The organism is Thermopirellula anaerolimosa (genome assembly GCF_054657335.1).
Map to the genome: position 1 here is coordinate 2491064 of NZ_BAAHYX010000006.1, position 16669 is coordinate 2507732.

A 16669-nucleotide genomic window follows, 5' to 3' on the forward strand; every position below is an offset into this window, starting at 1 on the left:
GATGCCGACGATGCCGCGAAGAGATCCCTTAGGGCACCGCGGGCACCGGTCACGCTCGCGCCGTCACGGGCGAGGCGATTCCCCGGCGACTCGTTGATACATCATCACCGCGGCGGACGGGGCCGATTCCAGGCTCCACGAAAACCCTCGCTCCATCAACTCGCGTCCCGTCGCCGTGAAGCGCCGATCGGAGTCCCATTGTGTCAAGGCATAGGTCGCCTCCGGGTCCAGTCCCCGCAGTCGGAACGTGGGCGAGTCGCTCGGGGCGGCATCGCGGCGGAAGGCCTGGATCAAACCGCGTCCCTCCTCCGGCAGGTCGAACTGCCAAGCGATCCAGACGTTCTTTTCCAAGCTGTAGGGCGTCAAGGGGTAATAGTCGCCGTAGAAGCAGGGCGACACCTCTCGAAAGGCTTGGTAGAGGCGGCGGAGCGCTTCGTAGTCCAAATCACGGACGCGGATGTCCACGCCGCAGCCTAAGCTGGGCGCGACGTTGCTCCAAAAGGCGTACGGTTCGACGGGGGTCGGTCCCGCCCCGTAGTAAGGCGCGGCGGAGCAGGCGACCGTGCCCGTCCCGTGATAGGGAAGCCAGAAGCTCAGTCCGTAAGTCATGCCCTGGTGGCCGATCGGTTCGTAGGCGTAATCGCTCCGCCACAGCGGCACGGCGCGCCGCATGGTTTCCAAGTCGTTGCGGCGTCCGCCGCTGGCGCACGAGTCGATCAGCATGTCGGGATGACGCCGCCGCAATTCATCCCAGTAGGCCAAATGACCGGTCACGTACCGGTTCTCCGTGATGCCTTGGCGATCGGGGTCGTCCGCCGCGCGCCAAAACGCCAGCGGTTCGATGTTGAAGTCCTCGCGGTAGAGATCGATGCCCTGTTCGGTGAGCAATCGGTCGATGTGGTCGGTGAGCCACCGCCGGGCCTCGGGATTGCCGAGGTCGAGCAGGCGGGGGCCGTCTTCTTGCGGAATGACCGCCGTGTCGTAGAGCGCGAACGTCGCCGGATCGGGTTGCGCACCCGATTGCATCCAACCGTACGACCACGCGCCCGACGGGTTTTTCTCGGGGTCGAAGTCGCGTGCCGCATCGTAGGCGCGGCCTTGGGGATCGAGGATGTGCGCCTCCAAACCCGTCGAATCGCAGATGTAGCTGCCGTTTCCGTAGCCCACCGCGAAGTCGAGCGTGGCGCCGGCCTGCAAGGCGACGGTGCCTTCGTAGCGGGCTTCCGGTTCGGCGCCGTCCAGTCGCAGTTTGCCCGCAAAGACGCTGCGATCGCCCGCCAGTACGTGGACGGAGGTCGTGGTCTCGCGGTCGATGGCCAGGAAACGGGCCTGCACGCGGTATTCACCGGACTTGGGCGCGGTGAAACGGATGACGCTGAACTGGCCGTCCGGGCCGGGGTGGAAAGAAAGGCGTCCCGGCGCCCACTCGATCGCCGCCATGCGGTACGCGTTCGGACCGAGGTTGCAACTCACGTTGGGGTCCGGCGTGCTGAAGGACGTGCTCCGCCATGCCCGCATCCCCGTGGAAGCGCCGTCTTTTCCCCTTCGCGGCAGCAGCCATTCGGGATGCTGTTGATAGAGCCATGTGCCGGGCATCACGCGCTCCGGTTCGAACCAGACCAGAATCTTGACGCCGTGGGCGTGCGCGAAATCGCTGATGGGCTTGAATCCGCGGGGGAAGCGGCGGGGGTCCACCTCCCAGGTTCCGACCTGCGGCCATCCGTGCTCTTGGATGTACCACCCGGCATCCATCCACCAGTAATCCGGGCGGAGACCCTCTTCTAAGTATCGCCGGATGTGCATGATCTGATTCTCTTCGTCGGCGTGGATCATTTCCTCGTAGGCCCGCGAGGACGACGCCACGAATTGGGTGGGCGGGAGGCGTCCGCCCGGTCGCGGCAGGTTGTGCCGAATCATCCACCGCCGCCAAACGTTTTGGGCGCGCAGCAGATCGCCCCGCCAGAATTGCAGCACGACCAGCGGGGTGCGGATTTTTTCGCCGGGTAGGAGTCGCAAGTGCGTGTTCTCTTGGCCGATGCGGAGTCGCAGGCCGCGCTGGGAGTCGCGGGTCCACTGGGCCGCCCATTGGCCGGGCCAACCGATCGCCACGATGCGTCCGCCGCCGTCGAACGCCAGGTTGAAGTAGGGCCAATCGGCGTCGCTGGGTCGCCCGCCTCGCCCGCTCAACCGCAGCGTTTGCCCGGCCTCCAGCACCGACGTCAACGGTTCGTAATCGCGCTGCGAGGCCTGCGAGCCGCGCTGATGGTGCAGCGTGAATTCGTCCGCACCTTGCCGCGTCCACGTCTCATCCAGGACCGAGATGTCTTCCAGCAGCGGCGTGGGGGCGTTGCCCACGTTCTCCAATTCCACCACCCATTCCACGGTGGGAAAATCGCGGTAGTGCGTCAGCTTTTGCCGCACCATCAGCCCGGTCCGGCTGTCCCGCCATGTGTACGTGCCTTCCGTCCGAGACTCATCCGGTTGCGAGGTCTGTTCCTGCAATTCCCAACCGGGCAGGCACTCGGCGGAGTCTCGCCCGTCGTATTGGAAGGAAAACGGCACGCCCGCCGCACCGTCGGGGGCATGCTGCTCAATCCACGCTCGGGCCTGTTGCATCTCTTCGGCGGTGGGAGCGACCTGGGCGACCAAGCTTCCCACGAAGAAAAGGCTCGCGCCGAAACCGATGGCGCACACCGTAGCCGGGCATTTCATGGCGAATCTCCCGATGGTTGCGGGCGACGTACGGTCGGAGGTCGCCAAGGCCTCGCGCCGCCGCGCCCCGCCTCACGCCGATTCCTAAGGCAAGCGGATCGGCCGACGCTGACGATAGCATTCCAAGGCCGCGAATACAATCTCGTGCGTGACGGCGCACGGCGAAGACTTCCTCGGGTTAAGCGACCTTGAACTCGCCCGCCGCCGTGAGGCGAGGCCGCCCTGCGGCATGGCCGGGGTCATTCGTAGATTTCCACTTCGGCGATCGACATTTGCCCGCCCGGTTGGTTCGGACCGTTGGGCTTCAGACCGCGGATGCGAATGACCTTAGCCTGAATCGGCTCGCAGGTCAGATCGACGGTGCCGCCGGTCTGATCCGTGAACGTGCCCAGGGGCGTCCACTGATCGCCGTCGAGCGAGGCCGAAACGTCGAACTCCGTTGGATAGCCGCGTCCGAAGCGGATCACGACGCGTCGCACCTTCTCCGCGCGGATGAGATGCACGTCATAGGCCCAGGCCCATTCGTTGGCGGCTTGCGCCACCGTATGGGGATCGCCGTCCACGCCGTTCCAGGCGTAATGGACGCCGCTGGAGGGCGGCAGCGGATACCGCCCGTCAAGATTGAGCATCCGTGCCGGTTTGCGCCAGGCCTTGTTGGCGGGGGGCACGGCCCGGCCCTCACGCCACGCGTCCAAATCGCGACTTCTCTCGGCGAGGGCACCGCGGAGCGACTTCAATACTTCCAATTGGGACCGATCCACGTCTCCGTCTCGATAGAGCACGATATCGATGGAAACGACTCCGCCCGCGCCGGTGACCAAGTGAAGATAGTCGGCCATCGCGCGCTTGGTCATTTTGATTCCGGGTTGTCCCCAACCGGAGCCGTCGTTGCCGCATCCCAGGTAGGCCAACAAGTGCCACTGTTTGCCGTCGATGAAGCGAGAGGGCGGCCAATCGAAAAAGATGTTCTGTTCGCCGGTCGTGAAATCCTCGTGCTTGGAGTACGCGCGGACGCGCGGGTCCACGCCGGGATTGAAGGCCACGATTCGGTCGGGATATCCCGCCCGCAAACCCTCGGCGAGTACCCCCAGTTTTTCGTCGTCGTAGCCGATCCAGGGATAACATCCGTCGACCCACCAACCCTTGACGCGATCGCCGTAGCGTCGTCCGTACTCCGCGGCGACTTCGGCCCATTGGGTCACGAATTCGGGGGAGACGGGGCCGGATCCGGCGTAGCCCATGGCCTGCGCCGCCTTGGGATCGGCCCGAGGCCCGTCGCCCGTCCAGTACAACATCAGGGGAATGCCCCGCTTGTCGAGGGAACGAGCGAGGTCGTCGATCAGATCGCGCGTCGCGCACGCCTCGCCCGGTCGATAGCCCGTGATCCGGTCGAACGCGGCGTTGGGCGCAATCATGAAACGTTGGACTTGCATGACCGTGAAGATCACGTAACCCGCCCCCGCCTCTTTCATCCTTTCCGCGAACAGTTCGGTATTGAACTCGCGGACGCATTCGTCCCATGAGGTGCGGCGATTCAGACTGGATACGTGCTCGGGATTGTTTTGAATCCCATCGAGATAATGGACGAAGACGCCGTACTTTGCCGCCGCGAACCAGTCGGTCTTGTGGTGCGTGGGTTCTTGGCCGCAAACCGTCGTCATGAACAACCCGACGACCGCAGCGATGACGAATCTCTTCATGTCGGCGTCTCCCCGGTTAAAGATAGGGCGTCTCCCCGGTTCATGATCCTGACCCGCCGTCCTGTCGCGCTTGTGGCGAACGGGATCGGCAGCGAAACGAGGTCCCCGGCAAACCTCGCCGATAGCATAGGGAAGACCTCGGCGTTCGTCCATCATGTCCCGGAACGCAGTGCCGGGGCGACGGCGGGGAAGCTTCGCAGTTCGGGTTGATCCGTCGCGGATTCGATGGCCTGGATGGCGTCCTCGACGGCTTGGACCCGGCGATCGTTCAGTTCCCCGCGGGGAAACTCGCCTCGCTCGCATTGCTGATGGAACTGATCGATCAGTGCGCGCAAGTCGGGGATGATGGCGCGCGCGGCCGTGCCGTAAGGAATCAATTCCTTCATGATCTCGCCGGTTCGCTTTTCGCTGCCGTGACCGCTCTGCGTCATGGCGAAGACGACTCCCGCCTCGATCGCCTCCTTGAAGCGATACTTCGTGAGGGCCTTGAGCGCGCCCATGCGGATTTCGTTGGCGAACATCGTGTCGGCGGGGCTCATGGTCTTGACGGCGGCCACGAGGTCGGGCCCCAAGGCCTCGACATCCTCCAGCGTCAGGCTCTTCTCGAAGAAGCTTCGCAGCGTCGCCCGCGCCATGCCGTCGGCGTTGTTGGCGATGACGCGAACGGCGGGATAAACCAGTTCGCGATCGACCTCGTCCAGCCCGCGCGCCAGCGGTCCCTTGAACAGGGCCGCCGCCAATTGGCCGTGCGTCAACTGGATGGGGTCTTCCCAGCGGATCGGATCGGCAGGCTCGGCGGTTTGCACCACGGCCTGGAGCATTTGCCGGACGACCGGTCGTGCGTCTCCCCCCATGTTTTTCAGGGCGCTTGCCGCCTTGAACCGCAGCCAACGATCTTCGTGCGAGAGCAGGCGGATGAATACGGGAAGGGCCTCGGGGGCTTTCATCAGGCCGAGCGCTTCGCAGGCGCCTTGGGCGACGTGGACGTCAGGCCCTTCGGCAAGGGCCATGAGTCGCGGGACCCAGGCCCGGGCTTCCGTTCGTGCGGCCAATTCCTCGGCGGCCCAACCGCGGACGATCGGCGACCAATCGCCCAGGGCGGCGGCCAACTGATCCATGCTCATGGTCTTCCGCCGAAGGTCGAAGTCTCCCGACGCGATCGCCTCGGCCACATCCCGGTCGCTGAGTCGGTTCGCCGGATCGGCGTCCTTGCCGGTGATGTAAAGCCGGCGGAGCGGCAAGGCGTAAGTCAGCACGTAGCACGCGGTCGGATTGAGGCCGTAGTAGCCGCTCTTGCCGTAATAGGTGTCGTCGTCGGTCTTGCCGGGGCCGAACTGTTCGCCGCCGTCGTAGGTGAAGGAGCCGTCACAGCGTCGGGCCAGGTCCATGTGCCAAGACGCCTGCCGGAAGAAGGCTGCCGCGGCGGACGGACCGCCGACATTCGCGCCCAAAGCGCCCCAAAGATAACTGAACCCCTGGCCCGTGTGGCCGTATTCCCGATTCTTGTAGGAAGCCGTGACCATCTTGGCGAAGTACCGGGCCTCGGTCACGCGGTTATCCTGGAGGGCGAAATACACGGCAGTCATGGCATTCTTGCCGTTGTTCTCGTGATAGGGCCAAGGCTCGTGTTCGCCGTAGGGAACGGCTCCTTTATCGACGTAATAGGCGAAGAAGTCGGCCCCGCGCTGGATGGCGCGGTCCACCGCCGGATCTCGAACGCCGCATTTCCTTCCCAGAACGATGGCGATATTGGCCGGCAGTCCCACGGCGTTGACCGGACCGTACGGGGGAACCGATCCGGGACGTCCGTCGGGCCTCGGCGGAACCAGTCGGTGGCCGAACGTGCCGTAGAGACTTTGACCTCGGGCAAGCGCGGCGGTGTACGCGTGGATGGCGGGCAGCACCTCCCGGTCGCCGGTCAGCAGGTAGTACTCGCACAGGAATAGCGTTCGGTAGGCGAAGTCCCAGGTCTCCAGCGACCGACCCTGCGGCAGGCGGAACGGCGAGGGCGCCATGGTTCGGGCGAGTTCCCGCACCCGCGGAAGGTACTCGCTCTTGCCGGTCGCCATCAGCGCCAGGCCGTTGATCGCGCCCCAAATGTCGGGCCGAAGGGGTTCCCGCTCCAAGACCTTGCATGCGTCATCGAGGATCGATTTCGATTTTGGGCAGTCGCAGGGGGCGGTGGGGCTGTACGTGCCCATGACGCGGAGGGGCAACCGAACCTCCGTCACCTTGCCCGCCCGCCAAAGCGTCAGTCGCAAGATACCGCGGTTCTCGCTCTTCTCCGCCTCCTGGATGGCTAGAGCGATACTCTTGCGGGCGTCGTCGCTGAACGGTTTTCTGCCGACGCCGAGAATGACGTCGTCCACCTCGACCAGGCCGTCGGCGGGCGACCCTTTGCCCACGTGCGTGACCAGAATCTGCCGAGCGGCGGCGGTGGTGCGCCCCTGCACGCCGTCCAGGTAGCTTGCCGCCTTGGTGTAGATCCACCCGCGAAGCCCGGTCGGGCCGAGATTATAGGTCAACTCGCGGTCGATCGTCGCGATCACGCCGTCTTGCGTCAAATCCGGCGGCGCCGGCGGGTCCTTCGCCAAGGCCGATCCAAACAATGCCGAACCGCCGGCCCAAGCAATCGCGGCGGCAACGCAAGTGGTGAGTAATCGCTTCATGAGCGGTTTTGCCTTTCGTAATGGAAGCCAGTTTCTCGGGTGTGGTCGTGCGGCACGACGAACCCCCTGCGAAAACCGCGACCGCAGGCCGCGATCGACGCGAGGGAGCGCCGCAGCGCGAACAAGGGAAAACGCCGTCAACCTGCGCCCGGTCGCCTATTTGAAATTCCCTTCACCCACGGTGATGGCGTGCTTGCCGTGGCAATCGGTACAGGGAGAGTCGAGCGATACGTATCGCCCGTTCGCGCGGCGTTCGCTGAGATGCTCTTTTCGGTACGCCTCGACCTTGTCGGGGTGTTTGTGTTGCAGGTGACACTGCCGACAAAACGGTTCGATTTCGGCGCGTCCCCAGATGACGTCCGGTCGGGTGATGTTGAATTCGTCGCCGCGGTGCGTCATGGAGTCGCCGTGGCAGGCCATGCAGGTGATTCCCGCTTTCAAATGGACCCTGGAGATCGGTTCCTCCTCGAAATCGATGTGGCACACCATGCAGGAGGAGTTGTCGGATTCCTCTCCGGAATCGAAGAGCAGGGGCTTGTCGTGGTTGTACCGGGGATTGCGTACCAGGATCATGCCTCCGCCGCGGGTGGGCGTATCCGACGGGGAAGAAGCATCGGCCCCGGCCGGCGACGAGGCGTCGCCGTCGGCGGCGGGCGAGGAGGGCTGCGGGTGCTGATTCTCCGCCGATCCCGTCGAAGGCGTCTGGGCTGTCGCGCCGTCTGCGGCGGGCACGGACGAAGGCCCCGGGGTGTCCGCCGCCGCGCCCAAGGGGAAGGCGCGGAGAAGGACCCCCATCGCCGCCAAGCTCAGCGCCGCCAAGGCCGAATAGATGAACAGTTTCCGCTTCCTCATGACGACCATCCTCCCGAAAAATACGAGAATACATGCGAGAATGAAAACGAGAACGAAGTTTCCACGCGTCGGAAATCCCGCCTCGCGGAAAAAGGCCGGTGCACGCGACCGCCGTCCCGGCGTTTGAGATCGCAGGCCGGGACGCGGACCGTTACGCGGCGAGAAACCTTTCAACGTTCAATCATGACGAGACGCGGGATTCACACCCACTTCCACTGGCGGAGCCATTCATAGTCCTTGGGCAGGTTGTTCCACATTTCGCCGGCGATCTCCTCCAATTCGGCGTGTTCGTGCTCGGCGAGGTCCTGCTCCTTCCGCTCCACCACCGCCGCCGCGGCGTTTTTTACCTGATCCAAAGTGATCAGGCCGGGGATGGCGGCGGTCAGTTGCGGGCAACTCAACACGTAGCGCAGCACAAGCCTGGCCCGGCGGTCGTCCTCATCCTTGCTGGCGGAGTCGGGTTGGCCGCGCGACTTGAACACCGCGCCGCTGGCGAAGGGCTTGATTCCGATGAAGCCCACGTCGTGCTTCTCGAAGGCGTCGAACATGCTTCCCTGCGGTGCCCGCTTGCTGCCCGCCGTGTAGGGCGTGACGATCACCTCCAACTGCGGATACGCGGCCACGGCTTCGGCGATCCAGTTGCGATCGTGGCTGGAAACGCCGGTAAAGCGAGCGCGGCCGGTTTTCTTGGCCCAATCGAGGGCCTGCATGGCGATTTCGATTTCCTCGGGCGTGTTGCGTCGGCTGGTCTGTTCGTGCATGGTGATCCGCCAGAGATCGACGTATTCCAGGCCGCCGGCCTTGAGGCCCATGTCGAGGCTTTCCTTCATCTTGTCCAACGATCCGCCCCAATCGGGAAAGCGGCTTTCGTGTCCGCCGAAGGAATAACCGAAGTAGATGTCCTCGCGGCGTCCCCGAATCGCTTCGCCGTAGGCGATGACCTCGTGGTCCCAGCAGGCGTCGATGTAGTTGATCCCGTGGTCGAGCGCGGCGAAGAGGACTTCGCGACGGTTCTTCTTGAATTCGTCGGTGCCGAACTCGTAGGGGATGCGCTTCCAATGCCCGCCCATGCTGACGGCCGAAATCCACAGGTTGGTCCGCCCGAGGCGACGATACTCCATGTTGGGGTTGTAGCTTCGGGTCTTGGTGGGATCGCCGGCATCGGGCGCGGCGACGGCCGGGGCGGCTTGTCCCGCCGCAACGGCGGCGGCCGCGGCGGCCGTTCCCTGAACGAACTGTCGGCGGTTGAGATTGGCGTCACTCATGGAGGGGCCTCCTCGCTCGGTTGGAGATGAAGAACGTCCGCGGTATTGCGGAGGGCTAATAAGCCGTGATCGGACGGCGTGCCGCAAGAGCGGATGACATTCGCGTTCTCTCGCCCCGAACCCGACACTCATTAGAATCACGGCCCCGAACGCCCGCAAGTGCGTTCTTCGCGGAATGTTAGGACGCAAAGTGAGACCGGCTCTCATTTTCCGCCATCGCGCGCCGCCCAACCACACAACTTCTAGAGCCACCAGCGTAAGCTGGTGGTGGTAGCGTTGTTGGCGTGAAATTGGAGCCACCAGCGTAAGCTGGTGGTGAATACTGGGTAGTGGTAAGACACCGCCGGCTTACGCCGGCGGCTCCAATTTTCCCCGCGCCATCAAACAGATTTTTCCGGCGCTATGAAACGAGTTTTCCCGGCGCTATTACACAAACCCTAGAGCCACCAGCGTAAGCTGGTGGTGGCACTGGCGCTGGTTGTCAATTCTGGGTAGCGCCGAAAGCACCGCCGGCTTACGCCGGCGGCTCCAATTTTCCCCGCGCCATCAAACAAATTTTTCCGGCGCTATGAAACGAGTTTTCCCGGCGCTATTACACAAACCCTAGAGCCACCAGCGTAAGCTGGTGGTGAATCCTGGGTAGTGTTAAGACACCTCCAGCTTACGCTGGAGGCTCCTGCTCGCGCGTTGTGTAATGCGCATTCCAGAGCCACCAGCGTGAGCTGGTGGTGGCTCCGGCGATTCTCGGCGCGATCAATCGCCGATGGCCTGGCCGGAGTCGGAGATGATCTCTTCAATGCAAACGGCCTTGCGGCCCTTGAAGATGCCGGGACGTGCGTAGAACTTGGGGACGCCCTCCACTTTCACCAGCAGGGGTCGGTGGACGTCCTTCTTCGTCGTGATGATGTCGCCCACGCGGAGGCTCACCAATTCTCCCGTCGTGATGGTCGTCTTGGCCAATTCCACCACCACTTGGACTCGCGAACCGCGGAGGGTCTTGCCGATCCGCTCGCCGGCCTCGGGCGAGATCTGCCGCTTTCCGTACGAGGCCCAACTGTTGGCCGAGAGCTTGCTCGCGATCCGCTCGATGCTGTTGTAGGGAATGCACAGATTGGCCATCCCGCGGATCTCGCCCAGCGTCAATTCGAAACTGACCAAGACCACGACTTCGTTGGGCGGCACGATTTGGACCAATTGGGGATTGCTCTCCACGCGGACCACTTCGGGTTGCAGTGCCACGACGTTTTCCCACGCCCGTTTCAGCTCATCCAAAAACAGGCTGGTGATGCGACCGACCAAGCGGCGTTCGATCTCGGTCAAAGGCCGCCGCGAGATGGGCGTGGGTTCGCGCCCCCCGCCCAGCAACCGGTCGATCATGGGATACAAAATCGACGGGTTGATGTCGAGGATGATGTGCCCTTCCAGCGGTTCCGCGCGGATGAGGTTGAAACAGGTGGGGTTGTCCAGACTGAAGACGAACTCGCTGTACGTCAATTGGTCCACGCTGGTCAACTTGACTTCCACCATGGACCGCAGCATGGCGGACAGTCCCGCCGCGAAGTTGCGGCTGAAGCCCTCGTGAAGCGTCTGCAAGGACCGCATCTGTTCCTTGCCGACCCGCTCCGGGCGCTTGAAATCGTACGGGATCACCTTCTCCCGCGAGCGGCGCTGCGGTTCGCCGGGCGGATGCGCGCGGGCGGGAGGGGCGGTCGGCGCCGGGGAGGCCGATGCGGGTTTCGAACCCGGGGGCGCATTGCCGGGCGACGATCCCGCCGGCTTACCCACGCCCGCCAAAAGGCTCTCGATTTCCGCTTGCGTCAAGACGTCATCGGACGACATGGCATCCCTTCCCTTCGTCCGTCGAAACTTTCACACATCGGGCATGGCCCCGCTCGGCGGGAACCGCTCCAAGTCGGCGCTCCGCGTCGGTCGCGTTTATCGCCCGCGAACCGACCGATTCCGCGAATCCCCGCCGCAAGGCGCCCGCGATCGAATTATTCCCGAACTTGCCCTTCTCCGAATACCACGTATTTGTAGCTGGTCAATTCGTTGAGTCCGCAAGGTCCCCGGGCGTGGAACTTGTCGGTACTGATGCCGATCTCGGCGCCCAGGCCGAACTCCCCGCCGTCGTTGAAGCGGGTGCTGGCGTTGACCATCACGGCGGAGCTATCGACGGCGCGGCAGAACTCGCGGGCGGCGTTCCAATCCCGCGTCACGATGGCGTCCGTATGCTTCGACCCGTAACGGTTGATGTGGTCGATCGCCGCGTTCAGATCGTCCACCACCTTGACCGAGATGATGGGGCCGAGATACTCGGCGGCGTAGTCGTCCTCCGCGGCGGGCGCGGCCTGGGGGAACAACCGGCATGTCGCCTCGTCGCCGCGAATCTCGATGCCGCGTTGCGCCAGGGCCTGACAGATCCGCGGCAACAGCGTATCGGCTACGGCGCGATGAAAGACCAGCGACTCCGCCGCGTTGCACACGCCCATCCGCTGGCACTTGGCGTTGACGGTGATCCGCTCCGCCAAATCGGGATCGGCGGCGGCGTCGATGTACACGTGGCAATTCCCCGTGAAATGCTTAATGACCGGCATCTTGGCCTCGGCGGTCACGCGACGGATCAGGCTCTCGCCGCCGCGGGGGATGGCCAGGTCGATGTACTGGGGCAGGTTGAGGAAGTGGCCGACGACCTCGCGCTCGGGCGTGCTCACCAGTTGCACGGCGTCCAAGGGCAGGCCGACATCGGCGCCCGCCTCCATCATCACCTCCACGATCGCCCGGTTGGAATGAGCGGCCTCTTTCCCGCCCCGCAGGATCACGGCGTTCCCGCTCTTGACGCACAAGGCCGCCGCGTCCGCCGTCACGTTGGGCCGGGACTCATAGATGAAGAAAATGACCCCCAGCGGCACCCGGACCTTCTGCACCAACAGTCCGTTCGGTCGCACCGAAGACCAAATCACCTCGCCGATAGGCTCGGGCAGGAGGGCGACCTCCTCCAAGGCCCGGGCCATCGCCTCGATCCGCGCGGGCGTGAGTTTCAAGCGATCGACCTGCGCATCGGTCAGGCCGAAGGAGGGTGCCGCCGCCAAATCCCGATGATTGGCCTCCGCCAACGCCACCGAGCGCTCCTTCAGCAAGCGCGCCGCCTGCTGCAACCACTTCTGCTTGACCCCGGCGCCGAGCCGAGCCAACTCCATGGAGGCGGCCTTCGCCCGTTGCGCCGTCTCCTCCGCGTAGGCGCGCCAGTCGGGATGATTCGCTTCACTCATCAACTCGCCCTTGATACCCCTCTTGAGAACCAGTGGATCACATCCTGCTGCAAGATCGCAATTCCTCGTCTCAAGTATCCCGATTTCCCTGGTTTGCGTCAACGGACAATAGGTCCGTTCAGGGCCGAGCCGAAACCGGCGCCCGGCGCTCTTAGGGCAATGAATCGGGGTCCACCGACGCAGCGATTCCCGGTCCGGCGCGGCAAGAAAACGAAAGTTCCGGACGACGGTGTTCGCCTTCGCCCGGAACCTTGCTGGTGCTGATAACGTTTTACCGCCGAATGTCGTCTTAGGCCTTCAAACTCCGGTTACGTCTCTTCGAAGCGAAGCGATGCTCGACTTACCGAGGGGTCGAATCGGATGGAATGCAAACGGAACGTATTCGGACGGCAGTCGGTCGCCGGGGATCCGGCGGCCCATTCAGCGAGGTCGTACGCTGACCGCGCGGGGACCTTTGCCGCGTCCCTGGCCGGGGGAATCCGTACCGATCTCGAATTCCACATCCTGACCTTCGTGCAGGTCCTCGAAACGAGAACCCTGGACCGCGGAAAAGTGGAAGAACACATCCGACTTCCGCATCGAGCCCCCGGACGTCGCCTGGATAAAACCAAAGCCACGGTCCACGACCAACTTCTTAATAACACCCTCGGCCATCACGAGCCACTCCTCGAAAAACACTCGCGGGCTTTTGCCCGCACCTTCACGCTTTCGGTCGGTTTTGGGGGTTGACGCCGGAACATCGAGATTCGGCGATTCACAAATCGTCCGAGGCGGGCCCTTCCGGGAGGAGCGGCACGACTGGAGAAATTCGCGTAACGCTGAAGACCTCGCGTTTTGCGTAAACGACACAAAACCGCCGAAAAACCGTCGTCCGACCCCGAGACCACTGCGGCTCGGACCGATCGAACGTTTAAGCAGCATCAAATGTAACCTACGCGCGGCACCCCGGCAAGTGGCAAAATGCGATTTTGCCAATTATTCGGCTGGACGGCTTCCCATTCTTTCGCCAAAACCGTTCCCGACACTCTGCCGCTAGCTCAACCGGGGGGATTTCCTCAAGCCAAGGGTGCCGAATTGCCGGGGCCGTGAACCGATTGGGTCTCGCCGATCGGCGGGCGAATCCTCCCTCGGCCCTTCGCCCCTCCTTCGCCTCCTACCGCCTCGCCCGCGTTGGTCATCGCTCTCCCATCGTGCTATGCTCAAGAAGGCGGCCGACAACCCGTGCGCACGACGGCGCCGCGGACCCGTTCGAACATAGGTCGGTGCCACTTGGGATTTCGACCGCGGGGAATCTTCGGGGCGGGAAACGGCGTCGAAAGGATGGGCCTATCGCGGGCGTCGGCCCGAGCTGAGGATGCGGTGAACCGACCGGCGGGCGTTTGAAGTTCCGGACTGCTTTTCGATCATGATTGCGGCCACGGCGGCGGGCGTTGACATTGGAGCGGGAAACTCGGCCGCGGCCGTCTGGACGACCGAAGGCCGCACGCGCATGGTCCCCGACGCCCTGGGGCGATTCTTCACGCCCAGCGTGGTCCGCTTGGCCGAGGGCGAAATCCTGGTGGGCGAAGAGGCCGCCCGATCCGCCCTGCTCTTCCCCGACGAAACCGCCCAATGGATCAAGCGCGAACTGGGGGCGAATTGGTACAGTCGGTCGATTCGCGGCCGACGACTGCCCCCGGAGGTCATCCTGGCCTGCGTGCTGCGTAAATTGCGAGAGGACGCCGAGCGGGAGACCGGTGGGTCGATCCCCGCGGCTGCCGCCGTACCTTGGTATTTTGACGATGCCCGACGCAAGGCCGCCGCCGACGCCCTGGAAATCGCGGGCTGGGAGTGCTTGGGTCTGGTCAACGAACCTACCGCCGCCGTGCTGGCCTTGGCCGAGTCGCTGGGCCGACTGCACGATCCCCGCGGCGAGCAACCGCCCCTGCGACTATTGGTGTACGACTTGGGAGCCTCGGCCTTCAAGGCCGCGGTGATGCGACTGAAACCCGGCGGGTGCCGCACCGTCGCCGCCGACGCCGAGATTCAATTGGGCGGTTACGATTGGGACGTGCGGCTCGTGGAATGGTTGGCCGACAAACTCGCGCCCCAAGGCTTGCCCGATCCTCGCTACGACGCCTCGGTCTGGTCGCGAGTTTACCCCGCCGCCGTAGAGGCCAAGCACGCGCTCTCGTCTCGGCGGCGAACCACGGTGCTGATCGAACTGGCGGGCAGGAGCTTCGAGACCGCGCTGGACCGCGATGAGTTCGAAGACATCACGGCCGACCTTTTGCTCCGCACGCGGACGCTGACGGAGCGTCTTTTGGATAGGGTGGGCCTAAGCTGGGGCGACTTGGACGGCGTGCTCGCGGTGGGCGGGGCGGTCCGCATGCCCGCCGTCTGCGAAATGTTGACCCAATGCTCGGGCCGAGCGCCGCTGCGCCCTTGCCCGCCCGAGGAAGCCGTCGCCCGCGGTGCCGCCGTCTTCGCCGAATGGCTCCGCCGCGGTCTGTTGACCGGGGACGATGCGGCAGGCTGGCGGATTCGCGAGACCGCTTCGCAGGGCCTTTGGGTGGAGACGCGCGATCCCCGCGACGGCGCGCCGCGACCCGTCCTCATCGTCCCGCCCGAGACGGTCCTGCCCGTCGAAGTGCAAAAGGTCTTTTGCACGGAGCGCGAGGGTCGGCCCTCCATCGCCTTCCGAATTTGGGAAGGGAGCGGGACGCCCGGTGGGGCCGTCGTGCCCCTGGGCGAGGTCGTGATCGGCGGCCTGCCCCCGGACCTGCCCAAGGGTTACCCCATTCGCGTCACCTTCCAATGCGCCGCCGACGGTCGCTGGCGGATTCACGCCGAAGTCCCGGATACCGATTGCCGGGCGGAGGTGGAACTGCGACGCGAGACCGGCTTGAACGCCCAAAACGTCCAACAGTGGCGGGACTTCTTGGAGTCGTCCGCGTCGCTGGGGACGGACCGCCGCCTCGACCGCGTGCTTGCTCCCGCCGACGCCGACCAGCGCGATGTCGCCGCCGCCGAATCGCCCTCAACGTCCGTCGCGGATCGACCGGTAGCGGACCCGGCAGCCGGGGAATCCCCGATCGTGACGCCGATCGAGCCACCGCCGGGAAGAGAGCATCCGCGTTTGGTCGCCGCCGAAAAACTGGGGCGACGCACCCGACTGCAACTGCATCCCCAAGCCGACGAACCGCTCGACGAGGCCGACGTCCGCTCGGAGACGCCGCCGGCGGCACCGCTGTTGCGTCAAACCCGGCCCACGGTCACGCGCGACATGCTGCTTTCCGCGACCCCCGCCGAACGCCATCCCCCGGCGGCGCTGGAATACGCGGGGTCTGAGCCACCGCGAGACGAGGGCGGGTCGGACGTCGGGACGCTTCTGCCTTCCGCAACAAGGCAGCCCGACCTTGCGACCGCGGCGCCCGTCGTGGCGGCAGCTTCGGAATCGGGCCGACAACGCTTTGCCGCCCGGCGCGTCGCCCTGCCTTGGGGAGGCTCCGTCCCGCGCTGGGTGATCGGGGCCATCGGCTTCGTCGTGTCCGGCGCGATTGGGCTTTTGCTGGGCTATTTGTTGATTCGGTATTTGATTCCCGACAGCCCGATCTTGCGGCTTTGGAAGTGATTGCCCGCAGACCGCCGCTTCGCCGCCCTCAACGCAAGAAAAACTGGAGCGGCCGGCGCAACAAGAAGACTAGAGCCTCCAGCGCGAGAAAGAAACTGGAGCCGCCGGCGTGAGCCGGCGGTGGTTTCGGCGCTACCCAGCATTGACCACCAGTGCCACCACCAGCTCACGCTGGTGGCTCACGATTTTGCGTTAGCGCCAGCGCCGCCACGCCACCACCAGCTTACGCTGGTGGCTCACGATTTTGCGTTAGCGCCAGCGCCGCCACGCCACCACCAGCTTACGCTGGTGGCTCACAATTGCACGCCAACAACGCCATCACCACCAGCTTACGCTGGTGGCTCCAGAATGCGCATGACACAACGCGCGAGCAGGAGCCGCCGGCGCAAGAAGAACTGGATCCGTCGGCGCAAGAACAATTGGAGCCGCCGGCGTGAGCCGGCGGTGGTTTCGGCGCTACCCAGCATGGACCACCAGTGCCACCACCAGCTTACGCTGGTGGCTCACCATTTCGCGTTAGCGCCGGCGCCGCCACGCCACCACCAGCTTACGCTGGTGGCTCACAATTGCACGCCAACAACGCCATCAC

The 16669-nt window shown here is 64.6% G+C and carries 9 protein-coding genes; 1 reads left to right on the top strand and 8 read right to left on the bottom strand.

The annotated features are described in order from the left end of the window. Positions 1-63: 63 nt before the first annotated feature. From ACYQ6J_RS15030 to ACYQ6J_RS15065, 8 genes are all read right to left on the bottom strand, one after another. The gene (locus ACYQ6J_RS15030) at positions 64-2712 is read right to left on the bottom strand and encodes an alpha-galactosidase (protein ID WP_460185002.1); all 2649 of its coding nucleotides are present in this window, start codon (positions 2710-2712) and stop codon (positions 64-66) included. Positions 2713-2951: 239 nt separating this feature from the next. After that, positions 2952-4412, bottom strand: coding sequence for a discoidin domain-containing protein (locus tag ACYQ6J_RS15035; RefSeq protein ID WP_460185003.1), 1461 nt, complete (start codon positions 4410-4412; stop codon positions 2952-2954). 152 nt (positions 4413-4564) lie between these two features. Then, positions 4565-7081, bottom strand: coding sequence for a DUF6288 domain-containing protein (locus tag ACYQ6J_RS15040; protein WP_460185004.1), 2517 nt, complete (start codon positions 7079-7081; stop codon positions 4565-4567). Positions 7082-7237: 156 nt separating this feature from the next. After that, positions 7238-7933, bottom strand: a complete 696-nt coding sequence (locus tag ACYQ6J_RS15045; RefSeq protein WP_460185005.1) for a hypothetical protein — start codon at positions 7931-7933, stop codon at positions 7238-7240. A gap of 200 nt (positions 7934-8133) precedes the next feature. Continuing rightward, on the bottom strand, positions 8134-9198 hold the full coding sequence (locus tag ACYQ6J_RS15050; RefSeq protein ID WP_460185006.1) for an aldo/keto reductase: 1065 nt from the start codon (positions 9196-9198) through the stop codon (positions 8134-8136). A 753-nt stretch (positions 9199-9951) separates the two neighbouring features. Further along, positions 9952-11037: a flagellar motor switch protein FliM gene (fliM, locus tag ACYQ6J_RS15055; RefSeq protein ID WP_460185007.1), complete on the bottom strand. Its 1086-nt coding sequence runs from the start codon at positions 11035-11037 to the stop codon at positions 9952-9954. A 155-nt stretch (positions 11038-11192) separates the two neighbouring features. Beyond that, a complete protein-coding gene (locus tag ACYQ6J_RS15060; RefSeq protein WP_460185008.1) occupies positions 11193-12467 on the bottom strand; it encodes a glutamate-5-semialdehyde dehydrogenase in 1275 nt (424 codons plus the stop codon). Positions 12468-12887: 420 nt separating this feature from the next. Further along, entirely contained in the window at positions 12888-13121 is a 234-nt protein-coding gene (locus ACYQ6J_RS15065; RefSeq protein WP_460185009.1) for a cold-shock protein, read from the bottom strand. 751 nt (positions 13122-13872) lie between these two features. Between ACYQ6J_RS15065 and ACYQ6J_RS15070 the strand changes: the two genes are divergently transcribed. Then, positions 13873-16080: an Hsp70 family protein gene (locus tag ACYQ6J_RS15070; RefSeq protein ID WP_460185010.1), complete on the top strand. Its 2208-nt coding sequence runs from the start codon at positions 13873-13875 to the stop codon at positions 16078-16080. Positions 16081-16669 lie beyond the last annotated feature (589 nt).